The organism is Nostoc punctiforme PCC 73102 (assembly GCF_000020025.1).
Taxonomy (GTDB): Bacteria; Cyanobacteriota; Cyanobacteriia; order Cyanobacteriales; family Nostocaceae; genus Nostoc; species Nostoc punctiforme.
This window is the reverse complement of the sequence record NC_010628.1, coordinates 6,712,182-6,725,314: the sequence shown is the minus strand read 5'-3', so window position 1 is coordinate 6,725,314 and position 13,133 is coordinate 6,712,182. Positions and strand designations below refer to the sequence as shown.

The following is a 13,133-nucleotide window of genomic DNA, read 5'->3' as shown; positions in this document are numbered from 1 at the left end:
AGATTATGTACTAACTTATCAAAATGCTGGTACTGAGAAAAAAAAGAGTTTAGGGAATGGAGGAAAATTTTGCAACTAGCCTCTAAGCGATCTGATTAGGTTACGCTAAAGCTAATCCAGCTTCAAGTTTCAGAATAGTTCCTTTCTTTGGAATTGCTTATGACTGCTGTATCCCCCGTTGTTAAACCTGTTAGCCAAATGCGGCTAGCGCCTGGTAGTACAGTGAATATCCAGGATATGAGTTGGGAGGAATTTGAGTCTATTTTGCAAGAACTGGGCGAAAAGCGATCGCGACGAGTTGCTTACAGCAAGTCTACGTTAGAAATTATGCTTCCTCTACCCGAACACGAAAAATCAAAGGACTTAATTTCGGATATTGTCAAAATCTTGTTGAAGATCGCCGGGAAAAGTTATGAACCCTTCGGTTCAACCACCTTCAAGCGAGAAAATATAGCGGGGGTAGAACCAGATGCTTGCTTTTACATCCAGAATTACCAAAGAATGATTGGTCGTCGCAAACTCGAACCAGACGATCCGCCTCCTGATTTGGCAATTGAAACAGATGTGACATCAAAAACAACTCTTGATGCTTACGAAGCGATCGCAGTTCCAGAACTATGGATTTACGATAGTAAAAAGCTGAGAATTTATTTACTCAGCGATGGACATTACATCGAATCCGATCGCAGTCCTAACTTTCCGAATATCCCTCTAACTCAAATTATTGCCGCTACAGTTGAACAAGCTTGGCAAGTAGGAACCGTACAAGCTTTGAAAGAGTTTGAAGAGGCATTAGATAGAAGTAGTTTTTGATGATTTTATTCCGTTATTTTAGGGCTTAAAGCTATTAATCTATATTCCAAAACTATTTTGTATGCATCTAAGAAGTGTTTTTCAAGAGGTCTATCAGATTTTTTATGTTCACAGATTATTGGTTGCAAGTCACTATCACTCAAATAGTTTATAAATATCAACCAAGCTAGTAAATGAGGTGTGGTCTGTACCATTTTACTATTCATGCTCTTAGCAGCTTGTTTTCTAGCTCCTGTATCATCTGTTAGAAAAGCTTGACGGGTTTTCTTTGCAAAAGCAATAGATGCAAGTTCCCCTTTATCTTTTTTCTTTCTTCCCTGGAGAACTTCTACATCTTGAAGGTCTTCAATAGTTAAATGATAATATTTGAATTTTCCATTTTCGTATTCCTGACGAAAACGATTTTGCAATTCTATTTCTGCCTGCTTCGGATTTGTACGTGGCTTGTATAAGCACTCGTAATAAACAAAATATGTACAAGAGAATAAGCATCCAGCATTGTTAGCTGTTGTATAGAGAAGTTGAGATGAAAGAATATTCCAAATAGCACAAGTATCTATAACGTTATATTTATGAAAGTTTGATGGATCAATCCCCATACCTAATAGTTCTCCCGTAGATACTTGCTATTTCTGTTAATTCATATTTGCTAACTAGAAGCATTTCTGCTACTCGACCTGCTGAAATAAAACCCTGCTCATACACGTCAAAGCAAAGTCCAACATAGAAATTTGACAAACCTCTTTTTAGTAGCTTCTCCCGACGTTGGCGAGAACCGAATGAGAGGCTTTCAGGCAGTTCTGGATCAACTTTCAAATCTCTTGGTACTCTCACAGCTTTTATTTGTATTTCTACATTTTCAGATATGAAATTGGCACTTTTTAAGGCATTAGCTAATGCTTCTGTACTGACCTTAAGCTTATTTGCCCATTCAATAGCTTTTTCAGGAGTCCAAGTTTGAGAATCTGGAATTTTCTGTAAAAATTCTGGTGGCATTAAATAATCGGATGCAAAGTTGTTAGCTCTTACTTCAACTAAATTCTTTTTGTCTGTTTTCAAAGAAATAACAAATTCCTGCTCATCATCCAAAATCCCATGAGCCGATTCATGAGCAGCAGTAAATCTCTGCCTATAAATATCTTCGCTGTAGTTCACTAATATGCACTTGCCTGCTGTGGGATGTTTGATGAATAAACCAGAGATGTTTGAGTTACCCAACTGGCGACGAAAAATATGAAACCCCAAAGAACGAAAATCTTCATAAACATCCATGCGAACTGCATTAGAGGCATACCCTAAATGTTTTCTAAGTGCCTTTGCCGCCTCTTTTCCATGTCCTATGTAATAGTTACCTCTCTTAATAAAGCTAAAAGGCTTATAAATATGTGTTTGAACCAGTTTTAACAGAAAATCTTCACACTCACATAAGAATAAAAATTCTTGTACTGCCAATCGGTCTTCTTTTGAAAATTCTTCTCCATATCTTCGGAACAAAGTTTCTGTTTGATCAAAAGAAGCTACGCGCTCGTTAGAAATAAAAAACTGGTAATCACATAGGTAATAGTCAGCAAAAATCAAAACTTCATCACCTGTTGGTTGCCTTTCCCCATTTTCCAGAGCAGCCAGAATGTTTTCAGGGATGCCTGTGGCTGTTGTGACTTCTACAAGAGACTTTTCAAATTGCTCTCGGCATCTTCTGAGTTTGGAGCTAAACAAGGCAAGGTCAAAAGACATAGCAGAGAAAGCCTTGAAACTCTAAGTTGTAACATTCCTTGCTGGATTTGTGCATGGAATGTGCCGTAAATCATAGCATGAGTATCGTAAGAGATACAAAGTCGAAGGCCAATTCTACGCAGTATTAGCAATAAAATACCCCTCCTCATTGATGAGAAGGGGTGGTTTTGGTTTCTGCCAAAACCGGGGTAAGATTCTAACTAAATTGTTCAATTATTCCGCCACCTAAGACTTTCTCGCCGTCGTACCACACCGCCGCTTGTCCGGGAGTGATGCTGAATTGGGGTTCATCAAACACCAAACGCACGCGAGAGTTTTCCAACGGAATCACCGTTACTGGTGTAGGGGTTGAACGATAGCGAATTTGCACTTCGGCATGAATTGGGGTAGATGGTTCAGCAATGGAAACCCAATTTACCCGATTTACAGTGCATTCTGGTTGAGTTACCTTAGTGCGATCGCCTACTACTACTTTATTATTTTCCGCATCTAATTCAATCACATACAGAGGTTCGGCAGCAGCAATCCCCAAACCTTTGCGCTGGCCAATGGTGTAGTGATGCACACCATCATGTTGTCCCAAAATTTTGCCTGTGGTATCGACAATATCGCCACTTTTGGGAGCTAAATATTTATCCAAAAATGCCCGCATGGAACCATTACTTTCCACTAAGCACAAGTCTTGACTTTCGGGCTTATCAGCAGTTTTCAATCCGTATTCAGTCGCAATGCGGCGCGTATCAGTTTTTTCTAGTTCGCCGAGAGGAAATATAGTTGCTGCAAGTAAATCTTGAGACAAATCATAGAGGAAGTATGATTGGTCTTTGTTGCGGTCAATAGCTCTTAATAACTGGTAACGTCCAGTTGCTTCGTCATAACTAATTCGGGCATAATGACCAGTGGCGATGCGATCGCATCCCAATTCTTCACGAGCATACTGCACCATTGGCCCAAACTTCACCGTTTTATTGCATTGTGAACAAGGCAAAGGCGTGATTCCAGCACTGTAGCCAGTCACCAGGTAATCGACAATATGCGTTTGAAAGAGATCCCGAATATCTACAATTTGATGGGGAACGCCCAGTTGTTCACAGAGATCAGCCGCGTCGATCATACCTTCAGAGCAACATTGACCTTTGCCTTTCATTAGCCAAAGAGTCAAACCAATCACTTCATAGCCCTGATGGTGCAGGATAGCTGCGGCGGTGGAACTGTCAACGCCACCAGAAAGACCAACGACGACTTTTTTCATACAAAGCACGACACGATAGCTGCGTGGTTGTCCAATTGTAGCACACACTCTTCCAAAGCCTTGCTACCAAAGCACTTCGGTTTTAAAAGAAGCAAATAGAGGCGGTTGTAGTAAAAGTGAAAGCAGTTTATGCACGCAGCATTGGAAATAGTACCCTCTGGGGTACTATTAAGCATTCAGAAATACTTCTATATTCGGAATACAAACCCTGGTAGAGTCTAGTGCAAAAAGGCAAAAGGTAAGCTATTTGATTGGGTGGTGTTGGCGAATTATTGAGCATCACCCGGATGCCAACGGGGAAGCGTCAAGCTACGCAGAGTTTAGGAAAGGTTAAAAAGTGAGAAAGCTTGTAAAGTAAACTTTTAAGCCTTACTAAACTGGATAGTTATTTCCGCTACCTACTCTAGTAGAGGTTGGCATAAATAAGCCACCCTTATCAAATATCTAAAACCCCTACGCAACAGTAATTACGAATTCAGAATTATGCGTTCGCGTAGCATCTCGTAGAGAAGGGGTATTAGTTTACTTTTGTCTTGAAAATTAGATCCGCAACCAGGGTAAAGGCAAAATTAAGCAAAGAAATATTTATGACAGATCAAGTTATTAATTGGAACAATGTATATTTACAAACAATTCGTTTGAACGGTGGCGCACCTGGGCCAATCTCTCGTACTGGTGCTATATTACATGCTGCAATATACGATGCTGTCAATTCCATTGATCAAGACTACAAACCATATTTAGAAATTCTTCCGGTAAAATTAGGAGCTTCTAAAGAAGCAGCAGCAGTTTATGCCGCATTTACTGTATTAAGTAGCGACACTGTTTATCCTAATGCCAATTTTCCCAAATCAAAAAATAAAAACCAGAGCTTTTTTGACGCAGAACGAGAGAAAGCCATCCATGAAATTAAAAGTAGTGGTGTGTCGCAACAGAGCATTGATGATGGTAAAGAACTTGGAATCGCCGCAGCTAAAGCAATCCTCAAAAATCGAGAAGGGGACGGCTTTGATGACAAGACCGATTACAAATCAGGACATCAGCCTGGTGATTGGCGACCAACTGGTTCTGGCCCTGCAACTACCCCAAATTGGGGCAAAGTAAAACCTTTTTCACCAACCTTAATTAAGAAGTTTCGTCCGACTAAACCAGCAGGCTTCAGCAGTAAACAGGATCTACTGGCCAGTGTTGAATATGCTGCTCAAGTAAATGAAGTAAAACGGCTTGGTGCTGCTAACTCTACTGAACGGACTCAAGAACAAACCGATATTGCTCTTTTCTGGGCAAATGATCTTGATGGAACATATAAGCCACCTGGACAACTTTATAGCATAACCCAGATTGTCTCTAAATTGAGATGTCTGAGCTTTTCCGAAAATGCACGGTTGTTTGCTTTGGTGGGTTTAGGTTTAGGCGATGCGGCAATCTTGGCATGGGATGCAAAGTACGACACCGATTTGGATTTGTGGAGGCCAGAAACGGCAATTCAAAGGGCATTTGAAGACAACAACCCTGGAACAACTGCTGATCCCACTTGGAGACCTCTATCACCCAGTGCTGATGGCACTAGATTTTCTCCTTCATTTCCAGCCTATATCTCTGGTCATGCCACTTTCGGAGCAGTCCATGCCGGTATTTTGCGGAACTTCTTTGGCACCGATAATGTTACTTTTACGGCAACATCTGAAGATCCAAGTGCGAGGGGCAATAATGGCATTAGAATCACACGGACATTTAATAGTTTCTCTTCCGCAGCTTTAGAGAATGGGCGCAGTCGTGTTTATCTGGGTGTCCATTTTCAATGGGATGCAGACGCAGCTTATGTGTCTGGTACCAAATTGGCAGACTTTCTGTTTGAAAGCTTACTGACACAAAATTGTAGTTAAGTAGCACAGCGCTAATATTTTCCTCATTCCTCGTCGTATAGGAGTGCATTCATTTGGGCTGTTAACTCAATTTCTGATTGGATTAGGACTTACGCAAAACTACACATGGTAGGGGCAATTCATGAATTGCCCCTACAAATGTATCTAAAGAGCCTTTAATTAGCCATTTATTAACAGAGCAGATGAACCAGTTTTGGGGCGGTCAAAAATGGACGTTGCTGAATTCAGGTATAAAAATGATTTTGCGTGATTTCAAAACCCTTGTAGAGACGTTGCAGTGCAACGTCTCTACACCAAGATTTATATATCTAATAGACTTGTCGGGAAATAAGAGAGAATAGACAGCAGTGGTAGGGAAGAATGATGCTGAATATTGAAGGTGCGCTGAAGCAAGACCGACTGTTGAGGGCATTAACTGGGTTGAACCGGAAAGCATTTGATGCCCTTTTGCCCACGTTTACCACGATGTACCTAGATACTCAACAGGCCAAGCCTCGTCAACGTGGCCTGGGTGGAGGACGCAAAGCCCGCTTACTTACAGCCCAAGACAAATTGTTTTTCATCCTTTTCTATTTCAAATGTTATCCGACCTTCGATGTGGCGGGACTGCTCTTTGATATGCATCGCTCCCAGGCACATGAGTGGATGCATCGATTGCAGCCAATATTAGAAGCGGCTTTGGGACAGAAGATGGCGCTGCCGGAACGCCATCTCGAAAGCATTGAAGCATTTTTGTCACGCTTTCCAGGAGTGCAACGAGTGATGATTGATGGGACAGAACGCCCAATTGCGCGACCTCAAGAAAGAGAACAACAACAACAGAATTACTCCGGTAAAAAGAAACGTCATACGCATAAACACTTGGCGGCAGTTGATGAAACCAAACGGGTCTTGATCTTAAGCAAAGCACGAGAAGGCAAACTGCATGACAAACGTTTTCATGACGAAGATGACATTGCAGGTAGTGTGCCTGATGAAATTCCGATTGAAGTAGACTCGGGCTTTCAGGGATTACAGAAGCAGTATGACAATCTCCATCTTCCTCACAAAAAGCCCAAAGGGGGCAAGTTAAGTGACCTTCAAAAAACGGAGAATCGTCAATTGAGTCAATCCCGTGTAGTTTGCGAAAATGCCTTTGCTGGTGTGAAGCGCTACAACGCCGCCAGTGTCATTTATCGTAATCGGATTGAAAACTTTGATGACCATTTGATGCTGACCGCAGCAGGATTATGGAACTTCTACTTGATGGCTGCTTAAGAGAATCCCAATTACAAGACCAGCATTGCCTCACTTATCTTTTATTTCCCGACAACTCTAATCATCAACACCCAAAAATGAATGCAGATGACTATCTAAGAATGGTTACAGATGTATTTTTTGCCACGCAGATGAGCTAATTTTACGTTAACGCTATATAGTAGTTGCTACAACGGTGAACTAATTAGTTCCTCATGGAAATTGCTTAAAAATACTTTGACTACTTTCTAAGTACTATGTCGAGAGGAATACCAAGTAAATTTACCCCTTTTCAGATGCTGCGCCGAAGTTCTGAGGGTTGGAAGCGTACTATCCGATTTCTCCCCCTGTTAGTAGGAGGATGGTTAGTGCTGATTCCTGACTATGCCCCAGCACAAGCAGAAATCCACAACAGTATGCTACTGGCTCAACAAGGAGGTGAAGCTTTACCACCACCGCCAATTCCCTTTGATCAACAGCCATCACCGCAGTTACAACCAGCAGAACTAGTGGAGGATAATCAATCCGATCTAAACTTTCAACCTCCGCAACCATTACAAAATAATCAATCCGATCTGAACTTTCAACCCCCTCAACCATTACAAAATAATCAATCCGATCAGAACTTTCAGCCCCCCCAACCTACACAGTTTAGTCAATATAACCAGAACTTTGAGCGCTACTTAGTTTACGTAGATAGCAGTGATTTCCAGACGTTACAAGCAATCCGCCAGATTGAACCCAGTGCTTACATTCGCGAGTACCAAGGAAGGAATGTTATTCAGTCAGGTGTTTTTAACAGAGTATCTAACGCCCAACAACGGGTGAATGAGTTACAGTCACGGGGAATATATAGCGCTCGGATTATCAGCTTTGGTAACGGACAGGAAATAGATGTAGGTAATAGAGGCGTAGGGGAACGCAGCAATATAAATCCTCCCAAGCAAGCCTCTAGATATTATGTCGTTATTCCGACTACTCAAGAACAGTTATCTGCGATCGCAGAACAAATTAGGCAAAATCTAGCCCGATTTAGTCAAGATTTAGGACGATCTGGCGCAGTCCTCGAAAGGACGCAACCACGAGGGCCACACGTAGCAGTAGGGCCTTTCGCCGATCGATTCCAAGCTGAGGAATGGAATAAGTATCTGCGAAATATAGGATACCGAAATTCCAGGGTTTTCTACGGTAAATGAAGAAGTTAGGAGTCCATCGATTTGAGATTTTGAATTTTGAATTGAAGAACAAATCTAAAATTTAAAATCCAAAATTGATAGACTCTCCGCTTCCGCAATTCTTAACGCAGGGATTCAATAATTACCGCTATTGTAATGAAACACAAGAGGATAATTCCCACAGGAAGCAAAAACTGTTGTAACAGATATAACAGTATAGGTATAATTTGTAAAATACCTAAACCACTGGATAGGACGTAAGCGATCGCAATCCCAAACAGCACTAACAAGAAATATTTCAAAGACTTAGAAGCAAAGCGAAAAAGAAGTGTATCTTGATTGGTGTCCATAATTTTACTCACGAAAGTAGCTGATTTTTAGCAGTGAATATTTTTTTGATTTCCCATTTCTCATTTACAAAATCAGAAATGGGAAATCATACACAGCACGAAGATTAGTTTTACACGTGGATATTTCCCTGATGAGGTGAATTATTCAAAGACTGTTGTTGCCTTTGTGGATTGCTTTGCTTTTCGTAACTAACTAATAGTTGGAACGAAATAAACAAGCCCAGCAACAGCAGCAAAAACGAGCCGAAACCAGAGGAATACTTATTTATTTCTCGCTCAACACCACATTTGAGGCAAACATATCTATTGGGATTACGTGTATCTTGGGCAAAAGGGCACTGATTCTGATTGCAATCATGATGACAATCTCTGTCTAACATCATTGAACCTCCTGTAGGATAAAGACTTACATACTTAGTTGTAAATACGCTCTACAGAATCTAGTTAGTTAATACCCACTGCTGTTTAGTAGACCCCACTTTCATGAGTCATTGATATAGGACGGTAACAAATAACATCTGTGATTTACTAAGGTTGCAGTAGTAGCGCTGATAAAATCTATCCTCAACCACCTTATTATTGGCGCTTAACTTAACTTCGCCTGTATTAATTACAAGAGTAATACAGACCATAATGCTTTGCAGTCGGATAAAGTCAGCTTCCTACCAAGTAGGAAAAAGTTTTTTGTAGTATAGCGGGTAGGAAGAAGTAGTAAAAGTATGGTTATAATGAATTACAAATGATACATCAAGTTAGCAAATGGGTGTAGAAGAGGCCTTAGAGTTTGTAGATAACTTGGTTTTTCTCCAGACGGGAGAACATCTAGATAAAACTCAAAGGATTATCTTGCGTAATTTGTGGGAGGATGAAAAGCGGACTTACCAGCATATCGCCAACAGCCGTGGTTATACAGAAGCGCATTTAAAAGCAGTTGGTGCAGAACTTTGGCATTTACTCTCCAAAGTGCTAGGAGCGAAAGTCTCAAAATCTACGTTTCAAGGCGTAGTTCAGGGATTTAGAACAAACCAACAGTCGCAAAAAGCTTCTCAGATTCCAAATTTAGCGACGAATGGGACTAAACCTCAAGATTTAGATTCTAACTTTGTCGGGCGCGATCGCCAAATAGCCGAACTTCACACCTTATTCAATCGGGGAGAAAAAGTTATCCTCATCCAGGGTGAAGGTGGTGTTGGCAAAACAAGATTAGCACGCAAATATTTTAAAAGTCAAAAATTTAATTTTGTCCTAGAACTGTGGATGGCCACAGAAATCCAAAACCTTACTCCTGTAGAGAGTGTAGTTGAAGAATGGCTACGGCGATACTTTAACGAAGAACCGGGAGGGGACTTTGGTATTAGCTTAGAACGACTACGGCGTAAACTCCGAGAACAAACTTTTAAAATTGGGGTATTTATCGATAATCTAGAAACTGCTCTCGATAAAAATGGTAAGTTCCTAGAATATCGTCGCCTTTATGTTGAGCTATTGAGAGTATTAGCAGACTCGGATGTGCATTCAGTTACTTTAGTCACAAGTCGTGAGCGTTTGCGGGAGTCTAGTCTAGAGGTTTATCTTTACCCACTCGAAGGTTTAGATGATGAAGCATGGCGAGAATTTTTCAGCAGTTGCCACATCAATTGTGATTGTACTATTCTCAGCGAAATGTGCAGAGCTTATGGAGGTAACGCCAAAGCAATGCAAATTCTCCGAGGAGCAATATTGACGGATTTTTCTGGTGATATCCATTCATATTGGCAGGAAAACTCTACAGATTTATTAATAGAAAGAGAATTAAAAGATTTAGTCGCAAGTCAATTTAACCGTCTCCAACAAATTGACTTAGAAGCTTATCGTCTCCTTTGTCGTTTAGGATGCTATCGTTATCAAGATATTCCTTCACTACCTATCGAGGGAGTTTTATGTTTGCTTTGGGATGTACCAGCCCAAAAACGCCGAGGTGTAATTAAAGCTCTACAAGATTTGTCTTTGATAGAGGCGAAAAAAGGACAATACTGGTTACATCCTGTAATTCGTGATGAAGCGATTAGTAGATTAAGATTAATCAGTGAAGAATGGGAATTAGTAAATCGAAAAGCCGCAGAATGTTGGACACAGAGAGTTGTATCTATTACAAATATAAATGATGCTTTAACTGCTTTAGAAGCTTATTATCACTATGTAGAAATTAGTGATTTTGAGAAAGCTGGTGATGTAATCTTACAAGGAAGAGGTAAAAAATGGGGTACAGGTTTACCTTTAGGTTCCTCGTTTTACCAATTGGGACTACTTCAGAAAAATTTTTCTGTAATTCAACGAATAATAGACGATATAAAATCGCCAGAAAGATTAATTAGACTTTACAATATACTTGGCTATACATATCGAATAATCGGTTGTATTAGAGAAGCGATAGAATGCTATGAGAAATCAGGAAAAGTCTTAGGCACATTAGATGCCAAACAAACAGAAATTTCTATTTTGTTTAATACCGGGCTTTGCAAACTTGAATTATGGGAAATAGAAGCAGCCGAAGATTGTTTCAATTCTGTTTGTATACTTGCTGAACAAAATAGCAATCTTGATGATTACATGACTTATGCTCAATGCTGTCTAGCTATGATAAAATCCCGCTTTGGTAGCAGAGAAGATGCCTTTGATCTTGCTGAAGTTGCCTTTTCTAGCATCTCAACATCAACTAGAGTAACTTTGTGGGGAATAGGGCATAGTTTAGTAACTCTCTGCTTAACTTATAAAAATTTAGGTAATCTGAAAAAATCCTTTGAGTTGTGCCAACGAGCTATATTTCATTCTGAAGAAAACAACTTTACTCAGATTAAGGGTAAAGCTATAAGTTGTCTTGCGGAACTTTTCCGAGAACAGGGAGAATTTGCAAAAGCAATTTTTCATCATTCAGAAGCGATAGGAATTCTTGATAAAATTGGTGCTAAATCAGACTTAGCTGAGGCTTATTATCAGTTGGCATTAACTCATAAAAAAATGGGTGAAATGAGTCAAAGTAGGGAAATTTTTTTACAAGCGATCGCACTTTTTAACGAAATGCAAGCACCAAGGCAAGTTGAGAAGGTTCAAATAGCAATGGAGTGTTTTGAAAAGTAATTTAATTCCTGTTTTTTCATTTAGATATGATCAAGTGTTTGGAGTGACAGGTTTGGCCATAACTGGGGAATTTATGGAGCGATCGCTCCTGAAGAGGTCTGTTGTCTCCATAATATATATACAGGGAGTGTGATAATTAGAGGTTTTTATGTCCCTAACGCTTGAAGACTTTGAAAAAATGCAGCAACAGCACCCTGACTATCGTATGGAACTAGTTAAGGGTAATATTATTGTCATGAGTCCATCAGGATATGAATCAGATGAAGTCGCAGCCGAAATGGTGGCGCAGTTACGTAACTGGGTTAGACCGCGTAAACTAGGACGAACAGCAGCTTCTAGCGCTGGTTTCAGATTGCCAAATTCAGATTTACGCGCACCGGATGCTTCATTTGTTTTAGCCGAACGCTTGCGTCGCAGTCCCAAGTCTTTTGCTCAGTTGGCTCCCGATTTGACTGTCGAGGTGAAGTCCCCTAGTGATAATTTGGAGGATTTGAGAGCAAAAATTCAAGAATTTCTGAGTTTGGGAACGAAGGTAGGAATTTTGCTCAATCCAGATGAGCGGATTGTTGAAGTTTACAACCTTGGACAAGAAGCAATAATACTTCGTGATAGCGATATTTTAACAGTTCCCGATTTGCTACCAGGATGGGAAGTACCAATTGCCGATTTTTGGCCTTTAGAGTTTGATTAGCATAGTAATGAAAAACACGAGGAAAAGGAACCTATATTTAAAAATAGGGGTCTAGATTCCCATTACAAAACTTAATTACGAATTACGCATTACTTTCTGGAGTTTAAAAACTACTGAATAGGGACGTGTTTTGGAATTGAAGAGCTTTCGGTCGTTTTCTGCAAGATAATATCGCTCTGGGGTAATTCTTGGTTCTTCAAATTCGTCCACAGAAAAACCTGCTGCCTTGAAGACTTTCCAGTAATCGGAAAGAGGGCGGTGGAACCAGATAAATGGTGTTGTAAAATGATTCCAAGGTTCGTCGTTGTGTTGTGTCCTTTCAAAGTAAGAAGAAGCCCAACTATAAGAAACTGTCCCATCCTCATTTACAGTCGTCGAGTTGCCTTGGGGAAAGCAAGGATGTGAGAACACAAGGATTGCAATACCACTAGGCTTAAGAACACGATTGAATGCCCTTATTGCTCCTTCGAGATCGAGCAAATCCATGAGAACATAATTTGAGACGATCATATCAAATTGCTCATCTGGAAGCGACTTTAGTTCAGTGCATGAATCCAAATGAAAATCTATATCTAAATTATTTTGGCTAGCTCTGAATTTGGCAATTTCTATCATCTGAGGTGAAAAATCTATACCAGTTACACTGGCCCCTTTAAGGCAAAGTTGGCGTGCTAGATATCCTGTACCACAACCAGCATCGAGGACAGACAATCCCGCAACGTTACCAGCAAAACTCCATAGTACTGGATCTGAGTTGAGAATTCGATTGCTATCACCATCATCGCCAACTGGAATATCCCAGTCTTTAGCTCTACGATCCCAGAGTTCAAGTATTTCTTGATCGTCAAAATTTGCCATGATTTCCTCAGTCATATCTTC

The 13,133-nt window shown here is 40.4% G+C and carries 12 protein-coding genes; 6 read left to right on the top strand and 6 right to left on the bottom strand.

Going from position 1 to position 13,133, the window contains the following annotated elements:
- Nucleotides 1-159 precede the first annotated feature (159 nt).
- Nucleotides 160-813, top strand: a complete 654-nt coding sequence (locus NPUN_RS27560; RefSeq protein ID WP_041565672.1) for a Uma2 family endonuclease — start codon at nucleotides 160-162, stop codon at nucleotides 811-813.
- A gap of 5 nt (nucleotides 814-818) precedes the next feature.
- On the opposite strand, the gene NPUN_RS27555 is transcribed toward NPUN_RS27560, so the two are convergent.
- From NPUN_RS27555 to mnmA, 3 genes are all read right to left on the bottom strand, one after another.
- Entirely contained in the window at nucleotides 819-1,412 is a 594-nt protein-coding gene (locus tag NPUN_RS27555; protein ID WP_012411699.1) for a hypothetical protein, read from the bottom strand.
- A complete protein-coding gene (locus tag NPUN_RS27550; protein WP_012411698.1) occupies nucleotides 1,402-2,547 on the bottom strand; it encodes a helix-turn-helix domain-containing protein in 1,146 nt (381 codons plus the stop codon). The genes NPUN_RS27555 and NPUN_RS27550 overlap by 11 nt, the downstream gene beginning before the upstream one ends.
- 196 nt (nucleotides 2,548-2,743) lie before the next feature.
- Nucleotides 2,744-3,799, bottom strand: a complete 1,056-nt coding sequence (mnmA, locus tag NPUN_RS27545; protein ID WP_012411697.1) for a tRNA 2-thiouridine(34) synthase MnmA — start codon at nucleotides 3,797-3,799, stop codon at nucleotides 2,744-2,746.
- A gap of 587 nt (nucleotides 3,800-4,386) precedes the next feature.
- On the opposite strand from mnmA, the gene NPUN_RS27540 reads away from it, so the two are divergent.
- The 3 genes from NPUN_RS27540 (at nucleotide 4,387) to NPUN_RS27530 (ending at nucleotide 8,117) form a co-directional block, all read left to right on the top strand.
- On the top strand, nucleotides 4,387-5,685 hold the full coding sequence (locus NPUN_RS27540; RefSeq protein ID WP_012411696.1) for a vanadium-dependent haloperoxidase: 1,299 nt from the start codon (nucleotides 4,387-4,389) through the stop codon (nucleotides 5,683-5,685).
- A gap of 360 nt (nucleotides 5,686-6,045) precedes the next feature.
- The gene (locus tag NPUN_RS27535) at nucleotides 6,046-6,942 is read left to right on the top strand and encodes a transposase (RefSeq protein ID WP_234710972.1); all 897 of its coding nucleotides are present in this window, start codon (nucleotides 6,046-6,048) and stop codon (nucleotides 6,940-6,942) included.
- Between the two features lie 236 nt (nucleotides 6,943-7,178).
- A complete protein-coding gene (locus NPUN_RS27530; protein WP_012411695.1) occupies nucleotides 7,179-8,117 on the top strand; it encodes a hypothetical protein in 939 nt (312 codons plus the stop codon).
- A 101-nt stretch (nucleotides 8,118-8,218) separates the two neighbouring features.
- Here NPUN_RS27530 and NPUN_RS27525 read toward each other — a convergent pair whose 3' ends face one another.
- Both NPUN_RS27525 and NPUN_RS27520 read right to left on the bottom strand, forming a co-directional pair.
- Nucleotides 8,219-8,446 (bottom strand): hypothetical protein, encoded by a 228-nt coding sequence (locus NPUN_RS27525; RefSeq protein ID WP_041565671.1) that lies wholly within the window; start codon nucleotides 8,444-8,446, stop codon nucleotides 8,219-8,221.
- Nucleotides 8,447-8,556: 110 nt separating this feature from the next.
- On the bottom strand, nucleotides 8,557-8,829 hold the full coding sequence (locus NPUN_RS27520; RefSeq protein WP_148220363.1) for a hypothetical protein: 273 nt from the start codon (nucleotides 8,827-8,829) through the stop codon (nucleotides 8,557-8,559).
- Nucleotides 8,830-9,205: 376 nt separating this feature from the next.
- On the opposite strand from NPUN_RS27520, the gene NPUN_RS27515 reads away from it, so the two are divergent.
- Nucleotides 9,206-11,563: a tetratricopeptide repeat protein gene (locus tag NPUN_RS27515; RefSeq protein WP_012411693.1), complete on the top strand. Its 2,358-nt coding sequence runs from the start codon at nucleotides 9,206-9,208 to the stop codon at nucleotides 11,561-11,563.
- A gap of 148 nt (nucleotides 11,564-11,711) precedes the next feature.
- A complete protein-coding gene (locus NPUN_RS27510) occupies nucleotides 11,712-12,254 on the top strand; it encodes a Uma2 family endonuclease (RefSeq protein ID WP_012411692.1) in 543 nt (180 codons plus the stop codon).
- 75 nt (nucleotides 12,255-12,329) lie between these two features.
- Here the strand turns inward: NPUN_RS27510 and NPUN_RS27505 are convergent, their stop codons facing one another.
- Nucleotides 12,330-13,127, bottom strand: a complete 798-nt coding sequence (locus tag NPUN_RS27505; RefSeq protein ID WP_012411691.1) for a class I SAM-dependent methyltransferase — start codon at nucleotides 13,125-13,127, stop codon at nucleotides 12,330-12,332.
- Nucleotides 13,128-13,133 lie beyond the last annotated feature (6 nt).